Annotated in this window: 20 protein-coding genes; 9 read left to right on the top strand and 11 right to left on the bottom strand. The window is 68.6% G+C overall.

Annotated features, from left to right (window positions below):
* Positions 1-9: 9 nt before the first annotated feature.
* The 4 genes from OH146_RS11780 (at position 10) to OH146_RS11765 (ending at position 3,020) form a co-directional block, all read left to right on the top strand.
* Entirely contained in the window at positions 10-225 is a 216-nt protein-coding gene (locus OH146_RS11780) for an exodeoxyribonuclease VII small subunit (RefSeq protein ID WP_265161022.1), read from the top strand.
* 3 nt (positions 226-228) lie between these two features.
* Positions 229-894, top strand: coding sequence for a DUF4245 domain-containing protein (locus OH146_RS11775; protein WP_265161020.1), 666 nt, complete (start codon positions 229-231; stop codon positions 892-894).
* Between the two features lie 47 nt (positions 895-941).
* Positions 942-1,532, top strand: coding sequence for a carbonic anhydrase (locus OH146_RS11770; protein WP_265161672.1), 591 nt, complete (start codon positions 942-944; stop codon positions 1,530-1,532).
* A 66-nt stretch (positions 1,533-1,598) separates the two neighbouring features.
* Positions 1,599-3,020, top strand: a complete 1,422-nt coding sequence (locus OH146_RS11765) for a class II fumarate hydratase (RefSeq protein WP_265161019.1) — start codon at positions 1,599-1,601, stop codon at positions 3,018-3,020.
* A gap of 99 nt (positions 3,021-3,119) precedes the next feature.
* On the opposite strand, the gene OH146_RS11760 is transcribed toward OH146_RS11765, so the two are convergent.
* The 3 genes from OH146_RS11760 to OH146_RS11750 all read right to left on the bottom strand — a co-directional run bounded on the left by OH146_RS11760 (position 3,120) and on the right by OH146_RS11750 (position 6,334).
* Positions 3,120-3,887, bottom strand: a complete 768-nt coding sequence (locus OH146_RS11760) for a DUF6199 family natural product biosynthesis protein (protein ID WP_265161017.1) — start codon at positions 3,885-3,887, stop codon at positions 3,120-3,122.
* 71 nt (positions 3,888-3,958) lie between these two features.
* Positions 3,959-5,320, bottom strand: coding sequence for an RNA 5'-3' helicase PhoH2 (gene phoH2 / locus OH146_RS11755; RefSeq protein WP_279349051.1), 1,362 nt, complete (start codon positions 5,318-5,320; stop codon positions 3,959-3,961).
* Positions 5,321-5,548: 228 nt separating this feature from the next.
* Positions 5,549-6,334 (bottom strand): isoprenyl transferase, encoded by a 786-nt coding sequence (locus tag OH146_RS11750; RefSeq protein WP_265161013.1) that lies wholly within the window; start codon positions 6,332-6,334, stop codon positions 5,549-5,551.
* An 82-nt stretch (positions 6,335-6,416) separates the two neighbouring features.
* Between OH146_RS11750 and trhA the strand changes: the two genes are divergently transcribed.
* Complete coding sequence (gene trhA, locus OH146_RS11745) at positions 6,417-7,172, top strand: PAQR family membrane homeostasis protein TrhA (protein ID WP_265161011.1); 756 nt, start codon at positions 6,417-6,419, stop codon at positions 7,170-7,172.
* Between the two features lie 37 nt (positions 7,173-7,209).
* Here the strand turns inward: trhA and OH146_RS11740 are convergent, their stop codons facing one another.
* Both OH146_RS11740 and mca read right to left on the bottom strand, forming a co-directional pair.
* Positions 7,210-7,485, bottom strand: a complete 276-nt coding sequence (locus OH146_RS11740; protein ID WP_308214959.1) for a hypothetical protein — start codon at positions 7,483-7,485, stop codon at positions 7,210-7,212.
* Entirely contained in the window at positions 7,482-8,381 is a 900-nt protein-coding gene (gene mca, locus OH146_RS11735; protein ID WP_265161009.1) for a mycothiol conjugate amidase Mca, read from the bottom strand. The genes OH146_RS11740 and mca overlap by 4 nt, the downstream gene beginning before the upstream one ends.
* A gap of 121 nt (positions 8,382-8,502) precedes the next feature.
* Here mca and OH146_RS11730 point away from each other — a divergent pair, with 121 nt between their 5' ends.
* Positions 8,503-8,904, top strand: a complete 402-nt coding sequence (locus OH146_RS11730) for a DUF4307 domain-containing protein (RefSeq protein WP_265161007.1) — start codon at positions 8,503-8,505, stop codon at positions 8,902-8,904.
* A 130-nt stretch (positions 8,905-9,034) separates the two neighbouring features.
* Positions 9,035-9,529 carry a transcription elongation factor GreA gene (gene greA / locus OH146_RS11725; protein WP_265161005.1) on the top strand — a complete coding sequence of 165 codons (495 nt, stop codon included), beginning with the start codon at positions 9,035-9,037 and terminating at the stop codon, positions 9,527-9,529.
* A 77-nt stretch (positions 9,530-9,606) separates the two neighbouring features.
* On the opposite strand, the gene ilvA is transcribed toward greA, so the two are convergent.
* The 6 genes from ilvA to OH146_RS11695 form a co-directional block, all read right to left on the bottom strand.
* Positions 9,607-10,875, bottom strand: a complete 1,269-nt coding sequence (gene ilvA, locus OH146_RS11720; RefSeq protein ID WP_265161002.1) for a threonine ammonia-lyase — start codon at positions 10,873-10,875, stop codon at positions 9,607-9,609.
* Complete coding sequence (locus OH146_RS11715; protein WP_265161000.1) at positions 10,872-12,071, bottom strand: AI-2E family transporter; 1,200 nt, start codon at positions 12,069-12,071, stop codon at positions 10,872-10,874. Before OH146_RS11715 ends, ilvA begins: the two co-directional genes overlap by 4 nt.
* A gap of 70 nt (positions 12,072-12,141) precedes the next feature.
* On the bottom strand, positions 12,142-13,239 hold the full coding sequence (locus tag OH146_RS11710) for an ABC transporter ATP-binding protein (protein WP_265160998.1): 1,098 nt from the start codon (positions 13,237-13,239) through the stop codon (positions 12,142-12,144).
* Complete coding sequence (locus OH146_RS11705) at positions 13,236-14,024, bottom strand: ABC transporter permease subunit (protein ID WP_265160996.1); 789 nt, start codon at positions 14,022-14,024, stop codon at positions 13,236-13,238. Before OH146_RS11705 ends, OH146_RS11710 begins: the two co-directional genes overlap by 4 nt.
* A gap of 26 nt (positions 14,025-14,050) precedes the next feature.
* Positions 14,051-14,917 carry an ABC transporter permease gene (locus tag OH146_RS11700; protein WP_265160992.1) on the bottom strand — a complete coding sequence of 289 codons (867 nt, stop codon included), beginning with the start codon at positions 14,915-14,917 and terminating at the stop codon, positions 14,051-14,053.
* A complete protein-coding gene (locus tag OH146_RS11695) occupies positions 14,917-16,038 on the bottom strand; it encodes an ABC transporter substrate-binding protein (RefSeq protein WP_265160990.1) in 1,122 nt (373 codons plus the stop codon). Before OH146_RS11695 ends, OH146_RS11700 begins: the two co-directional genes overlap by 1 nt.
* 210 nt (positions 16,039-16,248) lie before the next feature.
* On the opposite strand from OH146_RS11695, the gene OH146_RS11690 reads away from it, so the two are divergent.
* Positions 16,249-17,793 carry an FAD-dependent oxidoreductase gene (locus OH146_RS11690; RefSeq protein ID WP_265160988.1) on the top strand — a complete coding sequence of 515 codons (1,545 nt, stop codon included), beginning with the start codon at positions 16,249-16,251 and terminating at the stop codon, positions 17,791-17,793.
* A gap of 10 nt (positions 17,794-17,803) precedes the next feature.
* Positions 17,804-19,039, top strand: coding sequence for a winged helix-turn-helix domain-containing protein (locus tag OH146_RS11685; protein ID WP_265160986.1), 1,236 nt, complete (start codon positions 17,804-17,806; stop codon positions 19,037-19,039).
* Positions 19,040-19,095 lie beyond the last annotated feature (56 nt).

Below are 19,095 nucleotides of genomic sequence, written 5' to 3'. Positions count from 1 at the left end.
GATTTTCACGTGACCGAGAACGACAAGCCCGACGTCGCCGCGCTCAGCTACGAAGAGGCCCGCGACGAGCTCCTGCGTGTCGTCGCGGAGCTCGAGCAGGGGTCGTCGACCCTCGAGCAGTCGCTCGCCCTGTGGGAACGCGGCGAGGCGCTCGCGGGCCGCTGTGAGGAGTGGCTCATCGGCGCGAAGGCTCGCCTCGACGCTGCGCGCGCGGCGGCGGAGTAGCGGATGTCGCGGAGCGAGGGTTCGAACCGCCAGGCCCCCATCGTCGCGGAGCTGGGCCGCCCCGAGACCCCCGAGGAGACGGCGGCCCGCAAGGCCGCGTCGTCGCAGCGATACCGCGACAGCAAGACGCCCATCAACCTCGTCGTCGCCCTTGTCGCCTCCCTCGCGATCGTTCTTGTGACGGTCATGATCGTCGTACGCCCGGATGCTCCCGCCGTCGAACCGACGGACTACCAGGCCGTTGCGGCGCAGGTCCAGCCCGACTTCGAGGAGACACTCGCCGCGCCGGTACTGCCCGAGGGCTGGTGGGCCAATGCGGCACGAATCAGCCGCGGCGGCGACGGCGTCTCGGAGTGGTACATCGGGTTCGTGACCCCGACGCAGAATTTCGCGGCCGTCACCCAGGGCATCGACGCCAACCCCACCTGGCTCCAGGCGACCCTCGAGGGCGCGCTCGCGACCGGCACGACCTCCCTCGCAGGGCACACCTGGGATATCTACGACCACCGGAATGACGAGGACGCCGGCAACTTCGCCTTCGCGATGACCACTGTGGTCGGGGCGAGCACGGTCGTCATCCACGGCACGGCGACCGAGGACGAGTTCGAGACGCTCGCCCGCGCCACAATCGCAGCGGTACAAGAGACAGCAACCGAGGAGAGCCCGTGACGACAATCGAGCAACCCCGCAAGACTCCCTCTGACGCGTGGCGGGAGATGGTCCGTGGAAACGAGCGCTTCGTGGCGGGCGAGCCGCGGCATCCGCGACAGGACGTCGAGCGGCGCACCGAGCTCGCGGAGGCACAAAAGCCCAGTGTGGCGCTCTTCGGATGCAGCGACTCACGCCTCGCCGCCGAGATCATCTTCGACAAGGGACTCGGTGACCTCTTCGTCGTCCGGAATGCGGGGCAGGTGGTCGCCGACACGATCGTCGGCTCCCTCGAGTATGCCGTCGCGGTGCTCGGGGTTCCCCTCATCGTCGTGCTCGGCCACGACGAGTGCGGGGCCGTGCGCGCCGCGATCGACTCGCAGGAGACGCACGCCCCCGTGCTGCCGCCCCACATCCACTCCCTCGTGCAGCACATCACGCCGGCCGTGCTCCGCGTGCGCCGCAGCCTGGAGCAGGGCGAGCGGCCCGACGCGACCGAGGTGGGCCGCGAACACCTCCGTGACACCGTGCGGCAGCTGCTCGAAGCATCCGAGCTGATCAGCGACGCGGTCGCCGCCGGTACGCTGGCTATCGTCGGTGCCAATTACCGCCTGCGCGAGGGAACCGCCGTGACCGACGTCATCGTCGGCGACGTCTGATCTCGGCAGCATTTTTCGACTGACCGACACCACCTCACACACCGATCAGAAAGAGATGACAGCGCCGTGACGTCACAGCACCAGGACAGCAGCGAGTCGCAGTACCGCATCGAGCACGACACGATGGGCGAGGTCCGCGTGCCCGTCGACGCTCTGTACCGCGCGCAGACCCAGCGCGCCGTCGAGAACTTCCCGATCTCGGGCAAGGGTCTTGAGTCGGCGCAGATCGCCGCCCTCGCGCGCATCAAGAAGTCTGCAGCGATCGCCAACAAGGAACTCGGCGTGCTCGACGCCGGCATCGCCGACGCGATCGTGGCCGCCGCTGACGAGGTCATCACGGGTCGGCACGACTCGCACTTTCCCGTCGACACCTACCAGACCGGCTCCGGCACGTCGTCGAACATGAACATGAACGAGGTGCTCGCGACTCTCGCTACCCGCCACCTCGGCTCGGATGTGCACCCCAACGACCACGTCAACGCCTCGCAATCGTCCAACGATGTCTTCCCCACCTCGGTGCACGTGGCCGTCACGCAGGCGCTCATCGAGGACCTTGTGCCCGCCCTCGACTACCTGGCGACCGCTTTCGAGGAGAAGGCCGAGCTGTGGAAGACCGCGGTCAAGGCCGGTCGCACGCACCTCATGGATGCGACGCCCGTCACGCTCGGCCAGGAGTTCGGCGGATACGCGCGCCAGATGCGGCTCGGCATCGAGCGCGTCCAGGCCGCCCTCCCGCGCGTGGCAGAGGTGCCCCTCGGCGGAACGGCGGTCGGCACGGGCATCAATACGCCCGCCGGCTTCCCCCAGAAAGTCATCGCCCTCCTCGCGGAGGAGACGGGGCTCCCGATCGTTGAGGCCGAGGACCACTTCGAGGCGCAGGCCAACCGCGATGGCCTCGTCGAGGCATCCGGAGCCCTTCGCACCATCGCGGTTTCACTCACGAAGATCAACAATGACCTCCGCTGGATGGGATCCGGCCCAAACACGGGTCTCGGCGAGCTTCACATCCCCGACCTGCAGCCCGGCTCCTCGATCATGCCTGGCAAGGTGAACCCGGTTGTGCCCGAGGCCGTGCTCATGGTCGCGGGCCGGGTCATCGGCAACGATGCGACCGTCGCTTGGGCCGGAGCATCCGGATCCTTCGAACTCAACGTCGCGATCCCCGTCATGGGAACGGCGCTACTCGAGTCGATCCGCCTTCTCAGCAACGCCTCGCGCGTGCTCGCCGACAAGACGATCCGCGGACTCGAGGCCAACCTCGAACGCACCTCCGCCCTCGCCGGCATGTCGCCGTCGATCGTGACACCGCTCAACAAGTTCATCGGATACGAGAACGCGGCGAAGATCGCCAAGCACTCCGTCGCCAAGGGCATCACGGTGCGCGAAGCGGTCATCGAGCTCGGCTACCTCGAGCGTGGCGAGCTCACCGAGGCGCAGCTCGACAAGGCCCTCGACGTGCTCGCGATGACGGTGCCGCCCACCGCCTGAGCAGCAGGTTTCACCGCGACGCGGGTCGGCTCACGCCGGCCCGCGTTGTGCTTTGTGTCGCGTGCTCTGTGGTGGGGCCGATCGAAGCGGAGCCAGCGGTCAGCTCGGCTCGATCACCTCGACCTCGCGCACGGCCGTGCCGTCGAGCAGTTGGACCTCGCGTTCCCCGACCGGCTGCGCCAGGTCAAGCGGAATGAGCAAAGACGGGCCCACGGTTGAACCGCCCTCGCAGAACTCATGGTTTGCGACGGCGGGAGCGCCGACCGGTGAGGAGATCGCCGAGTAGATGGCCACCTGGACCGCCTCTTCGCTTTCCACGACAACCGCCTGCAGAGGCGTGCACTGCGCCTTGACCCGCACGTTGACGACGAGCTCTGCACTGTCGAGTGCCGCGAAACCCTCGCTCGGCGGAGCCCCGATGAGGGGGCTATCCGAGCCGGGCGGGTTGTAGTTGTCGAGGTAGACGAGATAGCGCGGGGTATGCGCCACGTTGTCGACGAGCTGGTAGCCGAGGATTGCCTGCTCCGCAAACGACGGATCCGCCTCCCCCACGGACCGCACGACCCGATCCACAACGACCGGGCGCGGCGCGGCGCCCCACATCTGCTGGAGCGCGGTCTTGGGCGGCTCGGGGGCGGGAAGCGAGTTGATGTAGGTGATCGCGAGCGCGACCCCGACCGTGAGGAAGGTGGCGACCCCGAGACCGGAGAGGATGCGGTGGAACGCGTATGCGGTCGCGCTCGGTTCGCTCGCATCCGGGTTCCGCCGCAGCCACGCCGCGAGTACCTGCCACTGAGAGCGCGGCCAGAAGAGTCCCCAGACGAAGACGACCGCGAGCAGCGCCACCGCGAAGACCACAAAACTCACAAGACGACTCTACGGCGAACCGGGGTGGCCCGAGAGCGGCCACCCCGGTCATCCGCCGAGTCTCGTGCCCATCACGCCAGGTCGGTCGACTCCAACATGTCGGTGACGAGAGCCGCGATCGCGCTGCGCTCCGACCGGGTGAGGGTGATGTGCCCGAACAGCGCGTGCCCCTTGAGGGCCTCGATGACGGATGCCACGCCGTCGTGCCGCCCGACGCGGAGGTTGTCGCGCTGCGCCACGTCGTGCGTCAGTACGACTCGCGAGTTCTGCCCGATGCGGCTGAGGACCGTGAGCAGCACATTGCGCTCGAGCGACTGTGCCTCGTCGACGATCACGAAGGCGTCGTGGAGGGAGCGCCCTCGGATGTGCGTCAGCGGCAGGACTTCGAGCAGCCCGCGGTCGATGACCTCGTCGAGCACATTCTGGGAGACGACGGAGCCGAGAGTGTCGAAGACCGCCTGTGCCCACGGGTTCATCTTCTCGGCGGCATCGCCCGGCAGATAGCCGAGCTCCTGCCCGCCGACCGCGTAGAGCGGGCGGAAGACCATGATCTTGCGGTGCTGCTGCTTCTCGAGCACCGCCTCAAGGCCTGCGCAGAGGGCCAACGCGGACTTGCCCGTGCCCGCACTGCCGCCCAGAGAGACGATCCCGATCTCGGGGTCGAGCAGCATGTCGATCGCGAGGCGCTGCTCCGCCGAGCGGCCGTGCAGACCAAAGATGTCGCGGTCGCCCCGGACGAGACGGATGCGCCCCCGGTCCGTAACCCGGCCGAGCGCCGACCCGCGGTCGGAGTGGATGACGAGCCCCGTGTTGATCGCGAGGTCGCCAACCGCGCGGGTCGCAAGCTGCTCCTCGTCGTAGAGCTTCGCCATCTGCTCGGAGCCCAGGTCGATTTCGGCCGTTCCCGTCCACCCCGAGTCCACGGCCATCTCGGCGCGATACTCCTCCGCCGCAAGTCCCACGGATGCGGCCTTCACGCGCAACGGCAGGTCCTTCGAGACCACCGTGACGGCAAGCCCCTCGGCCGCGAGGTTCATCGCGACGGCGAGGATGCGGGAATCGTTGTCGCCGAGCTTCAGACCCGAGGGGAGGGCATCCATGCTGGAGTGGTTCAGTTCGACGCGAAGCGAGCCCCCATTGCCGACGGAAATCGGGAAGTCGAGGCGCTCGTGCTTGATGCGCAGCTCGTCAAGGTTTCGCAGCGCCTGACGGGCGAAATAGCCGATCTCCGGGTCGTGGCGCTTCGCCTCAAGTTCCGAGATGACGACGACGGGAAGGACGACGGCGTGCTCCGCGAAGCGGAAGATCGCCCGAGGATCCGACAACAGCACCGAGGTGTCGAGCACATAGGTGCGTTCTGCCTGCTGGGCTGAGACAGGGGCCGAGACATTCGGCGCCTGCTTCGGAATTGACTGCGTCGTCTTGGACTGCATCGGCTGGGCCACGTGCGCTCCATTTCCCGAGCGCCACAGCGCTCGGATTCTCAGCGAAACGGCCGTGACCCGCTCTCGCGGGCGAAACTCGAAACGAACTTACGTGGCCGTCTCGATCAGGCGCCATACCTGATGAACTCGACGCTACGTCTGCCGTGGGCGCCCGGGGGGATCGACACGCGGGCGCGCGTTACGAACGGGTGAACGTCCCGTGGCCGCTCATCGCCGTCAGGAGCCGAAGCGGCGGTGGCGGGTCGCGTAGTCGCGAAGGGCGCGGAGGAAGTCGACCTCGCGGAGGTCCGGCCCGAGCGCCTCCATGAAGTAGAACTCGCTGTGGGCGCTCTGCCACAGCATGAAGTCGCTGAGCCGCTGCTCGCCCGAGGTGCGGATCACGAGATCCGGGTCGGGTTGTCCGCCCGTGTAGAGGTGGTCGCCGATGAGCTCCGGCGTGAGGATCTCGGCGAGTGCGTCGAGGGTTCCCCCCCTACTGCCGTGATCGCGCACAATGCTGCGCATGGCATCCGCGATCTCCCGACGTCCGCCGTAACCGACGGCGAGGTTGACATGCAGCCCCGGCTTGCCCTGAGTGCGCGCCTCCGCGGCCTGAAGGGCGGAGACGAGAGGCTCCGGCAGGCCCTCCGTCGACCCGACGTGCTGCACGCGCCAGTCACGGTAGTGGGAGAGGTCTTCTGCGAGGTCGGCGATGATCTCGAAGAGTCCGTGCAGTTCCTCCTCCTTGCGCCCGACGAGGTTGTCGGTCGAGAGCAGGTAGAGGGTTGCGTGCTTGATGCCGAGATCGTCGCACCAGACGAGGAACTCGCGGAACTTCGCCGCACCGGCGCGATGCCCGTGCGCCACCGCGCCAAGGGACCGCTGCCGCGCCCAGCGACGATTGCCGTCCAGAATCATCGCGACGTGCTTGGGCAGCTCCTGGTGCTCCAACCATCGACGGATGCGGTTCTGGTACAGCTCATAGAGGATGCCGCGGCCCAGAGGGACCTCCCGTTTTCGCACGGCTCTACGCTAGTCCACCTGTGAGCCGCCGCGCGGGCTCCTTCACAGCTTGATCTACCACCACGCCGCATAGAATCCCGTCATGACGACCCCGGAGGCCCGAACCGCAGGTGGGAACGGCGCGGGAGACGAGCCAGGCGCCGACCTTCCCAACATCCCGCTCCTCGACGATGAGCGTGAGCAGCACCGCCAGGAGATCGAGAAGAAGCCCACCTGGCGCGGATGGATCCACGCGGGCACCTTCCCCCTCGCGATCGTCCTCGGCACGGTCCTCATCGTGCTGGCCGACGGCACCGCGGCGAAGGTGACCTCCGCCATCTTCATGGCGTCGTCGCTCCTGCTCTTCGGCATCTCTGCCCTCTACCACCGCATCGACTGGAGCGCGAGAGTCAAGCGCGTGCTCAAGCGGCTCGACCACGCCAACATCTTCCTGCTGATCGCCGGCTCCTATACGCCCATCACGGTGCTGTCGCTGCCCAACGACAAGGCGTGGCTGCTGCTCTCGCTCGTGTGGGGCGGCGCGCTGCTCGGCATCGGCTTCCGCATCTTCTGGATCGGCGCACCCCGCTGGCTCTACGTGCCTCTCTACGTACTGCTGGGCTGGGCGGCCGTCATGTTCGTGGTCGACTTCTTCCAGGCGAATGCCGCCATGATGACCCTCATCATCGTGGGCGGCCTCTGCTACACGGTGGGAGCGGTCGTCTACGGGCTCAAGCGCCCGAACCCGTTCCCGGGCAGCTTTGGATTTCACGAGATCTTCCACACGCTCACGCTCGTGGCGTTCCTGTGTCACTGGACGGGCATCCTGCTGGTCGCTGTCGACCCGCCCGTCGGCTAGAAGCCACGCCCGCCCGTCAGATAGGGGCTGGCCCCGCCTACTCCGGCTTGCTTGACTCGTCTGCCGTCTGCTCAGCCGTCTGCACAGCCGTCTGCTCTGCGGCGAGCTTCTCGCGGATCTCCTCGCGGTAGCGCGTGCGCCGCACCCTGCGGTTCATGTCGATGACGATCAGCACCGTCGCGACCGCGACGAGGAAGGTGATGACGAAACCCACGACCCCTGGCGTGACCGAGTTGGGGTCGAACTCCGCCTCCTCGCTCGCTCGCAGGAGCGCCCCGAGTCCGGTAGCCATGGCTGACGCGAGTGCGTTCACGCGCGCTCCTCCTCGTTCGTCGTGTCGGCGCCATCCTCGACAGGGATGCCGGCGAAGAGATCATCTTCAGGGATCGTTGCGGGCACGCGCGAATGCACGAGCTCGTAGTCCTCGAAGGGCCACGCCTCCTGCTGCAGTTCAAGCGGCCAGAAGAAGAAGCTGCTGTCTGGGGGAACCTGGCTCGCGTGGGCCCGCAGCGCGTCGTCTCGGACGGAGAAGAAGTCGCCACAGCGCACGTGGGTCGTGGCCGTGTCGGGCCGCTGACCCATCCAGCCGAGCATCCGCTCGACCTCCTCGAGGATGTGCGCCTCGGGCTCCCGCGCCCGGATCGCCTCCGCGAGCGCATTGATCTTGGTCGAGTTGAAGCCGCGGTCGTAATAGAGCTTGAGCACCTGCCACGGCTCGCCTGCCTCCGGAAAGCGGTCCGCATCCGCAGCCGCATCGACGGCGAACATCGTCACGTCGTGAGTCTTGATGTGGTCGGGATGCGGGTAGCCCCCGTTCTCGTCGTAAGTGACGACGACGTGCGGGCGGAACTCGCGGATGATCTTGACGAGGGGCGCCCCCGAGATCTCGACGGGGATTGTCGCGAAGGAGTTTGCGGGCAGGAGCTCGCCCTCCGCAGGCAGCCCCGAATCCATGTAGCCGAGCCAACGGTGCTGGATGCCCAGCACCTCCTGCGCCTTCGCCATCTCGTAGCGGCGGAACCCGCCCATGTCGCGGTCGGCCATGGCACGCGGGGCCAGGCCCGGCCAGAGCACGTCGCCGCGTTCGCCGCCCGTGCAGCTCACGACCATGACCTCGTCGCCCTGCGCGAGGTAGTGCGCCGACGTCGCAGCACCCTTGCTCGACTCGTCGTCGGGGTGGGCGTGCACGGCCAAGAGTCGCCTGGTCACGGGGCTCCTTCGATGCGAATAGTCTTGAGGTTAAGCGTAAGGGGAGACGGTGACGGGCGCAGACCACAACGGCGCGAACCACGCAGGTGCGGATCATACAGGCGCGGACGATCGGCGCAGCGTGAGCTCCTCCGCCGCTCTCGACGCCCGCTACGGCCGCACCCCCGAGCGACGCGCCCGGCAACGCCTCGTCGCTTGGATCGCCGGGATCGGCGTCGCCCTCACCGTGATTGCTTGGGTCGTGTGGGTCGCGCTCGATGGTACGACGGCGACCATCCAGTCACGGATGCTCGGAGCTGACATCCTCGACGACCGCGCCGTCACGATGACGGTCGAGGTCTCGGCCCCCGCAGGAACGGAGGTGTCGTGCGCCCTCGAGGTGCAGAATGCGAACCACGCGATCGTCGGGTGGAAGATCGTCGAGCTGCCCTCCTCAGAGCGCTACACGCGGACCTTCACGGAGACCGTGAACACGGTCGATCAGGGCGTCACAGGCTTGATCTACCGCTGCTGGTCGGCTTAGACTTCGATTTCGGAGATCGGCCGGAGGGCCGATCTCATTCGTTTATGCGAGTCCATCGAGCGACTGGCAGACCTGCGGGCCGCGCGCGCCGATCATCGCGAGCGGCCCCCTTCGTGTGAGGGAGTACACCATGTCTGGGCAGATCACCGAAACCTGGCTGACTCAGGAGGCCTACGACCGGCGCAAGGCCGAACTCGAGCACCTCGAGGGCGAGGGCCGGTCCGAGATCGCGAAGCGGATCGAGGCGGCCCGGGAGGAAGGCGACCTCAAGGAGAACGGCGGCTATCACGCAGCCAAGGAGGAGCAGGGCAAGATCGAGGCGCGCATCCGCGTGCTCACCGAACTGCTGCGGCACGCCAAGGTGGGTGAACCCGCCGAGTCCGGCGTGGTCGCATCCGGTACCGTCGTGACCGCGCTCGTGATGGGCGACGAGGAGGTCTTCCTGCTCGGCAGCCGCGAGATCGTCGACGGCGAGGCCGACAGCGACCTCGATGTCTACAGCGAGGGCAGCCCGCTCGGCGAGGCGATCCTGGGCCTCAAGGTGGGAGAGACCACGTCCTACGAGGCACCCAACGGACGCGAGATCAAGGTCGAGATCAAGAAGGTCGAGCCCTACCAGCCGTAATCAGAACCACGTCAGCGGGCCCGGTGGCACACGCCGCCGGGCCCGTTTTCGTGGGACGAGGATGTCACCCTGCTGCCTCAGAAATCACTGCGAGGGTCGTAGCCCGCCTCCCGCAGTCGCTCGAGCACCCGCTGCACGTGCTCGGGGCCGCGGGTCTCGATGCTCAGCTCGATCTCCACCTCGCCCATGAGCGTGTTGCGGTTGTGGCGCGTGTGGAGCACCTCAACGACGTTGGCGTTCGCCTCACTGATGAGCTCTGCGATGCGCGCCAGCTGCCCCGGGCGGTCGGGCAGCATGAGCCGAAGCTTCAGGTAGCGATCGGATGCAACGAGCCCGCGTGAGATCACTCGTTCCATGATCTGCGGGTCGATGTTGCCGCCGCTCAGGATCGCGACGGTCGTGCCCGTGCCGGTCACCTGACCGGTGAGGATCGCTGCGACCGCGACTGCCCCGGCGGGCTCCACCACGAGCTTGGCACGCTCAAGCAGCACGAGTAGCGCCCGTGCGATGTCATCGTCGGTGACGGTGACGATCTGATCCACCGTCTCGCGGATGATCTCGAAGTTGAGCTGCCCCGGCGTCGCGACCGCGATGCCGTCCGCGATCGTGGGCGCCACGACGACGGGGGTGGGGCGACCGGCTGCGATCGACCCGGGATAGGGCGCGGCATTCGCGGCCTGCACGCCGATGACGCGGAGCGTGCGGCCGACGGTCGCGAGCTTCTGGCGCAGCGCGCTCGCGACGCCGGCCGCGAGACCGCCGCCGCCGATCGGCACGATGACGGTGTCGAGGTCCGGCACCTGGTCGAGAATTTCGAAGCCGAGGGTGCCCTGTCCCGCGACGACATCCTCGTGATCGAAGGGCGGGATCAGCACGGCCCCCGTCGACTCGGCGAATGCTGCGGCGGCGCGCAGCGGCTCCTCGACCGTGTGCCCACGCAGCACGACGTCGGCCCCGTAGCTGCGGGTCGCCTGCAGCTTCGGAAGCGCCACCCCCACCGGCATGAAGATCGTCGCCGAGATGCCAAGCTCCCGCGCCGCGAACGCGACCCCCTGCGCATGGTTGCCGGCCGAGGCCGCGACGACGCCGCGGGCGCGCTCCTCCGCCGAGAGCTGGGAGAGGCGGTTGTAGGCGCCGCGGATCTTGTAGGAGCCCGTCCGCTGGAGCGACTCGCACTTGAGGTGGACGGGGCCACCCACGAGGTCCGAGAGGTAGCGCGAACTCTCCATGGGGGTGACCTGTGCAACGCGGGCAACGCGTTCGCGCGCGGCCTCGAAGTCCTCAAGGCTCGGCCCCGCAATCGTGGGGCCCGGCTGCGTCACCGCCGTCGTCGTCACGTCGCTCATACCCTGCGCCCCTTCCTCGGCGAGCGGGATGCGGCATCCGCCCCGCCCTCGGTGATCGATTCGCGCCCCGTCGCCTCGGCGCCGACGAGTCCGCCCGGCTCGCGCCAGCGACCCCGCGCGATGTAGCCGATCATGACGTTGAGAGTTGCCACGACCGGCACCGCGAAGAGTGCACCGGGGATGCCCGCGAGGAACCCGCCGCCCGCGACCGCGAGCACGACGGCGAGCGGATGAACCTTGACCGCGCTCCCCATGATGAGCGGTTGCAGCACGTGACTCTCGACCTGCTGCACCAGCAGCACAATGCCGAGCATGATGAGGGCGACGACGAGATCCTTGAAGATGAGCGCGATGAAGACCGCGAGCGCCCCCGTCACAATGGCACCGACGAAGGGGACGAACGCCCCCAGGAAGACCGCGACCGCGATGGGTACCACGAGCGGCAGCTGGAGGATCGCCGCCCCCACGCCGATGCCGACCGCGTCGATCGCGGCGACGAAGATCTGCACCTTCACGAACTGCGTCAGGGTGCCCCAGCCCGCTCGCCCGGAACCATCGATCGCGGGGCGCGCCGACACGGGGAAGAGTCGCACGATCCAACGCCAGATGCTGCCGCCATCGATCAGCAGGATGATCGTCGCGAAGAGGGCGAGCAGAAGCCCCGCCGCGAAGTGGCCCGCCGAGGAGCCGAGAGACATGGCGCCGCTGACGAGTGATTCGCTGTCGCGCTGGAAGTTCTCCCACCCCTGCGCCGCGTACTCCGTGATCTGCGCCTCCGTGAGGTGCAGCGGCGAGTCGAGCAGGAAGTCCTTGAACTCCTCCCACGCCTCCAGCGACTGAGCCTGCAGCTCGGGCAGGCCGTCGCGCACCTCCAACACGATCAAGACGACGAGACCGCCGACGACCGTCACGAGCGCGACGAGCGCGGTGAGGATCGCAAGCCACCGCGGCCAGCCGTGCGACTGAAGGAACTGGGAGAAGGGCACAAGGAGGGCGCTCAGAAGCGTCGCGATCATGAGTGGGACGACGACGACCCGCAGCTCGATGATGAGGAAGATGACGAGCGCCACGACGCCGGCGATCGCGAGCAGCCGCCACGACCACGCTCCGGCAACACGAACCCCGAGGGGGACGTGCTCCTCGACGGACGCGCGGGAGTCGCGGGAGGGCGAGGGCTTGCTCCGGCCGAAGATCACCCGGCAAGTCTAGACGCGGCAGGGCGAAACGGCCCGATCGTATTCCTGAAACCGTATATGGAGGGACCGCTCACTGACGAGCCGTCGCGACAGGAGCTCCGCGGAAGAGCACGAAGACCTCCTCCCCCGCCTGCGGTGCCTGCGCCACCCCGTGCTGCACCGACACCTCAACGCCTCCCGCGAGCGCCACTCTCGTGCGCCGAAGCGAACCGAGGAAGCTGCTCGAGACGACGACGCCCGGCACAGCGCCGGGCTCGGGGCTGCCCGCGATGACGAGATCCTCGGGCCGCACGAAGGCGTGAGCCGCGCCATCCGTCGCCTCGCCCAGCACGGGCAGCTCGACCGTAGCGCCTCCCGCCTGCACCTCGAACGCCGTGCCGCGCACGACTCCCGGCACGCGGTTGCTGAGCCCCACGAAATCGGCGACGAACGCCGTCGCGGGCGCAGAATACAGTTCCTCGGGCGAGCCCACCTGCTCGACGCGACCCTCGCGCATGACGGCGACCCTGTCGGCGACGGCAAGCGCCTCCTCCTGGTCGTGCGTCACAAACACCGTCGTGATGCCGAGCTCGATCTGAATGCGCCGGATCTCGTCGCGCAGCTGCACCCGCACCTTGGCGTCGAGGGCAGAGAGCGGCTCGTCGAGCAGCAGCGCGCGCGGCCGGGTCACGAGCGCCCGTGCGAGGGCGACGCGCTGCTGCTGCCCGCCGGAGAGCTGGTGCGAATAGCGGGAGGCGAGATGCCCGAGACCCACGAGCTCGAGCGATTCGGATGCTCGGCCGTGACGATCGCGGGCGGCAACCCCGCGCATCCGAAGGCCGAACTCGACGTTCTCGATGACTGTCAGGTGCGGGAACAGCGAGTAGGACTGGAACACCATTCCCATGTCGCGGCGGTTCGCGGGCACCTGCGCGACATCCGTCCCGTCGACCAGGATGCTGCCGGAGGTCACGCTCTCCAGCCCCGCAAGGCTGCGCAGTGCCGTCGTCTTGCCGCAGCCGGAGGGGCCCAGCAGCGCGAGGAACTCCCCCGGCTCGATCGCAAGGTCAACGCCGTCGAGGGCCCGCCCTCCGCCGGGGTACACCTTGGTGACGGATCGCAGCTCCACCCGGGTGCCTACCGCGGGCACCTCGGCGGCGGTCGATGGGGCTGTCTCGGTGACGGTCATGGTCTCCACCTCATGGGTCGTTGTCGGGGGCGCGCCGTGCCCACCCGTGCGATCACGAAGAGCAGCACGAAGGCGAACGCGAGCGCCAGGAGCGCGAAGATGACGGCGACGTAGGGGTCGCTCTTGGAGACCTGCACGAGGGCGGTCTGCAGGTTCTGCCGGTTGAGGAGTGAAGCGATCGTGTACTCCCCCAGCACGACCGCGACCGCGATGACGGATGCCGCGAGCACGCCCCTGCGGATGTTCGGCATGATCACCCCCACCACGACGCGCGCCCAGCCCGCACCGAGCGATCGGGCTGCCTCGCTCAGAGTCACGACATCTACCGCGCTGAGAGCCGAGGCGACGGCGCGGTGGGCGAAGGGCAGCACGGTGATGCCGTAGGCGAAGGCGAGGGTCCACGGAGCGGTGCCGACCGTGCGCGCGAGAATCGAGTAGACGGGTGCCAGACCCACCACGAGCACGATAGCGGGCACCGTGATCGGCACCAGGCACACGAACTCGAGCGGACGCGCGAGACGCGGAAAGCGCAGCGTCACGAGGATCATGGTCGGCACGAGCAGCACGACGACGATGCCGACCGTCACAGCCGCCAGCACGACAGAGTTTGCGATGCCCGCGAACAGCACGCGGTAGCGACGCTCGTTCTCAGGATCGAGGATGCCTGCCCAGTGGTTCAGGTCATAGCCGCCCTCAAGACCCGCACGCAGCGTGAACTCGACCATCGCCACGATAGGCACCGCGAAGACGACGCCGACGAGCAGCAGGATGATCGTGCGCGTCACTCGCGACGGCGCTATGTCGACGCGGCTCATCGCTGCCACCGCTCGGTGCGCCGCTGCAGAAGCGAATAGGCGCCCATCACGAGCACCATCACCACGACCATGCCGACCGCCAAGGCCCCGGCGACATTCTCGCGGCCCAGCACCGTCTCGCTGACAAGAGCAGCCCTGATCTGGAGGGGGACGATCTGCGCCCCCTGGCTGATGAGCGCCGCCGCCGTCGCATACGAGGAGAAGGCGTTGGCGAAGAGGAGGAGCAGACTGCCGAGAAAGGCCGGCGCGAGGATGGGCGCGCCGACGCGGAGCCAGAAACCTGCGCGGGAGCATCCGAGGGTCGCGGCCGCCTCGGCCCACTGAGGACGCAGCCCCTCCATCGCCGGCATGAAGGTGATGACCATGAGGGGCACCTGGAAGTAGAGGTAGGGCAGCAGGAGTCCCGGCACCTGGTAGAGCCACACGCCGTCAGCGAAGATGTCGACGCCGAAAGCATCCAGCAACCAGCGGGTCACGAGCCCCTGGATGCCGATCGTCGCAATGAAGGCGAAGGCGAGCATGACACCGCCGAACTGGGCCAGCACCCCGCTCGCGGCGTCGACCACGGAGCGCAGCGCGCCGTCGCCGCGCACCCCGAGGAGGGCGAAGCACACGAGCGCCCCAATAACGGCGCCCGCCAGGGCGGTGAGCGCCGATACCCAAAACGAGCTGACGAAGGCATCGACCACGACCGGCTCGGCGAGGGCCGCGAGAGTCGACGGGGTGAAGCGTCCCTCCCCGTCGAAGAGGCCCGTCGCGAGCGCGACGACGGTGGGGGCGACGAGGAAGAGAAGGATGTACACGGCGAACGGGGCGAGCCCGAGAGGGGCCCACCCCGCACGCCGCGATCGGATGTCAGGCATCAGCCGATGGCCGCGGCCCACTTCTCCGCGAGCAGGGCCGAGGCGGCCTCCGTCTGCTCGGGCGTGAACTGCACAAGGTCGGCGGGCGCCTCGCCCACCGCCTCGAGTGCGGTCTCGTCGACAGTCCCGGCCTCCACCATGGCCGCGAGGCGAACGGGGTAGGCACCGGCCGCGAGGTAGAGGTTCTGCGCCTCGTCGCTGAAGATGAACTCCTGCCAGAGGCGCGCCGCCGCGGGGTGCGGCGCGTCGATGTTGATCGCCTGGTTGTAGTAGCTGCCGACAGCGACGCCCGGAAGCACCGTGACCTTCCAGTTGCGCTGACCCTCGTTGGCCTGGGCCTCCGCGAGGTTGTTGTAGCTCCAGTCGAAGACAACGGGAGTCTCGCCCGACGCGATCGTCGCGGGGGTCGGGTCGAGCGGCAGGAAGTTGCCCGCCGCGTTCAGGTCGGCGAAGAAGTCGATGCCGGGCTGGATGTCGTCGGCCGAGCCGCCCGACTGCAGCGCCGCGAGTTGCACGGCAGCAGCGGCCGCTCCCGCCTGCGTCGGGTCACCGTTGATCGCGACCTTGCCCTTGTACTCGGCGCCGAGGAGGTCCTCGAGGCTCTCGGGCTCCGGCACCGCATCCGCGTCGTAGCCGATCGACATGAGGCCCGTGTAGTCGTAGACCCACAGGCCGCTCGGCTCCTTGTGGTCGGCGGGAATGTCCTCCCACGTCTCCACCTGGTAGGGGGCGAAATAGTCAAGGCTGTCGAGCGCGACGGCAGACCCGAGATCGAAGACGTCGGGAGCCGTGTCCTGGCCCTTGAGGTTCTCAGCGGCCTGGATCTCCTCCGCACTCGAGACATCCGGGTCGGCCGAATTCACCGTGATGCCGTACTTCTCCTCGAAGGCGGCGATGATCTTGCCGTAGTTGGCCCAGTTCTCAGGAAGCGCGATGACGTTGAGCTCGCCCTCAGCCTGGGCAGCCTCGATGAGACCCTCCATTCCGCCGAAGTCGGCCGCGCTCGTCGCCGAGGCGGCATTGGTGTCGGATGCCTCAGCATCCGTTCCCGCGCAGCCCGAGAGTGCGACCGCGGCGGAGGCCAGCAGGGCGAGGCCTGCGAGGTACTGCTTCTTGACCAAGGGATCTCCTCCATCGTGCCGGGAAGCCGCCCGCGCTGTGTGCGAGCCGTTCGGATTCCTCCCGCGCTGGGGAGAGGTTAGGAGCGGGTGTTGACGCGACGGGGCCGCCGGCGTGAACGGCGGATGAACCGACAGTGCCGGGTCCTCTACTCGCCGGCGCTCGGCGCACCTCCCGTGAAACTGTGAGCCTTCGGGGCTATCGTGCCCCGCATGCAGCCGACCGACCCCTCCCGTTCCCTCTGGCTCGACCGCACCACGAGGACTGTCAGCGACGCCTACGAACCCGGCGCCCACTACGACACCGTCGTGATCGGCGCGGGCCTCACAGGGCTCACCACGGCCGTGGTGCTCGCCCGTGCAGGGCAACGCGTCGCCGTGCTCGAGGCGCGACACATCGGTGCCGCCGCGACGGGCAACACGACGGCCAAGCTCTCCCTCCTGCAGGGGAGCGTGCTGTCGAGCATCCGTCGTCACTTCAGCGCCAAGGTGGTCGAGGCCTACATCGCCGGCAATCGCGCGGGGCAGGACTGGATGCTGCGGTTCCTGGCCGAGCAGCATGTCGCGGTGCAACGCCGCGACGCCTACACCTACGCGACGAGCGAGAGCGGCGTCTCGACCCTCGACGACGAACAGAACGCCGCCCACGAGGTGGGTTTCGCGCTCGAACGGGTCGACGACGTCGGGCTGCCCTTCCCCACCCTCGGCGGGATCCTGCTGCGGGACCAGGCCCAGTTCGACCCCATGGACGTGCTCGACGCACTCACGGCGCACCTGCGCACCCTCGGCGGCATCGTCGTGGAGGGGCAGCGGGTCACGGATGTCTCGGCCTCCGACCCCGCGGAGATCACGACCCACGGCGGCACCGTCACGGCCGACCACGTCGTCGTGGCGACCGGTACGCCCATCCTCGACCGCGGGCTGTACTTCGCCAAGCTCATCCCCAACCGCTCCTACGCGGCCGCGTATCGAGTGCCCGGGTCGCCCGCGAGCATCCCCACCGCCATGTACCTCTCGGCCGACTCCCCCACCCGTTCCCTGCGCACCGCACCCGTCAACGGGGAGGAACTCCTCCTCGTGGGCGGCAACGGCCACGTCGTGGGCCGCCCCACCTCCACGGTCGAGAAAGTCGCCGACCTTGATGCGTGGGCGCGCACCAACTTCCCCGGCGCCGAACTCACGCACCGCTGGTCGGCCCAGGACTACACCTCCGCCAACATGGTGCCCTTCGTCGGATGGCTGCCGCGCGGTCGCGGCCGTATCTTCGTCGCAACCGGCTACAACAAGTGGGGCATGACCAACGGCGTCGCCGCCGCGCTCAGCCTGGCCGATGACATCCTCGACACCAAGGAGCACCGCGACTGGACCCGCGTGCTTCACCACCGCGTGACGGGCGTGCACGACCTGGCGACCGCCGCCAAGGCTGGCATCGAGGTGGCGGCCGAATACGCGAAGGGCTGGACCCGCGCCGAGATCACGGGGCCCGAACTCACGCCCGGCGAGGACGTGCCCGGCGAGGGCCAGGGCATCGTCGGCCGCCAGGGCCGCGCACCCGTGGCGCTCTCGACGGTCGACGGGGAGACCTGCGCCGTCTCCGGTGTGTGCACGCACCTCGGCGGCATTCTCAACTGGAATGACGTCGAACGCACGTGGGACTGCCCCCTGCACGGATCCCGCTTCGCTTCCGACGGCGCACTCCTCGAGGGGCCCGCCGTCGAGGACCTCCCCCGCGTGAAGGATGTCACAGGCTCCGAGTAGCCTCTGACCCGTGGCCCGCTCCCCCGCTCACGTACCCGCACGTCACCTCAGCCTTGCCCAGGCGCGGCGGGTGGCGCTCGGGGCGCAGGGTTTCGGCAGGGAGCATCCGCCCGCCGTCGGCATCCGCCAACTGCGCGGGCTCATCGAGCGGCTCGCCCTGCTGCAGCTCGACTCGGTCAACGTCTTCGAACGCAGCCACTACCTGCCCGCCTTCGCGCGCCTCGGGGCGTATGACAAAGCGTTCCTCGACCGCCTGACCTTCACCCCTCGCGGGCAGCACACCGAATATTGGGCGCACGAAGCCGCCGTCATCCCGGTCGAGACGTGGCCGCTGCTGCGCTGGCGGATGCAGCGCTACCGCGAGGCTGCGATGCGCGACCCCGAGCACTGGGCGCAGGCCAACCAGCCGATGCTCGACTGGCTGCGGGCCGAGCTCGCGGAGAAGGGCCCCCTCCCGGCGAGCGCGATCGAGCACGACGCGAACCGGCGGCGCGGGCCGTGGTGGGGCTGGTCGGACGTCAAGCGCGGCCTCGAAACCCTCTTCCGCTGGGGGGAGGTCGTCAGCGCCGGCCGCACGCGCTTCGAGCGCAGCTACGCGCTGCCCGAGCAGGTGTTGCCAACCGAGATCATCGAGCGGTCTGTCGGGGAGAAGGAGGCGATCCGGCAGCTCGTCGCGCGGTCAGCGCGCGCCCTCGGCGTGGGCACGGCAACTGATATCGCCGACTACTTCCGCCTCAAGGCCGGGGAGGCGCTGCCCGCCATCGATGCGCTCGTCGAGGAGGGCACACTCGTGCCGGTCAGCGTGGAGGGGTGGAGCCGGGGCGCACGCCCGCTGCCTACCTGGATGCACCGCGAAACGACGGTACCCCGCCGCATCGAGGGGGCCGCGCTCCTCTCCCCCTTCGACCCCGTCGTCTGGTATCGACCCCGCGCCGAGCGTCTCTTCGACTTCCACTACCGCATCGAGATCTACACGCCCGCGCCGCAGCGCATCTACGGCTACTACTCACTGCCGATCCTGCTCGACGACCGCCTGGTGGGGCGCGTCGACCTCAAGAGCGACCGCCAGGCGGGCGTACTGCGTGTGCAGTCGGCCTGGTCGGAGGCGGATGCTCCCTCCGACGCCGCGGAACGCATCGCGCCCGTGCTGCACGAGGCCGCCGCATGGCAGGGTCTCGGCGAGATCGCGGTCGCGGACCGGGGCACGCTCGCGCCGGCGATCGCGGGCGCGCTCCGGATCTCGTAGCTGAAGTGCTGCGCTGAGCGGGGTTTCGATTCGGCTCACGCGGGCCTACACAACCC

This window comes from Homoserinimonas sedimenticola (assembly GCF_026094475.1).
GTDB classification, from domain to species: domain Bacteria; phylum Actinomycetota; class Actinomycetes; order Actinomycetales; family Microbacteriaceae; genus Homoserinimonas; species Homoserinimonas sedimenticola.
The sequence above is the reverse complement of the archived record's forward strand: the minus strand, read 5'-3'. Positions and strand labels throughout refer to the sequence as shown.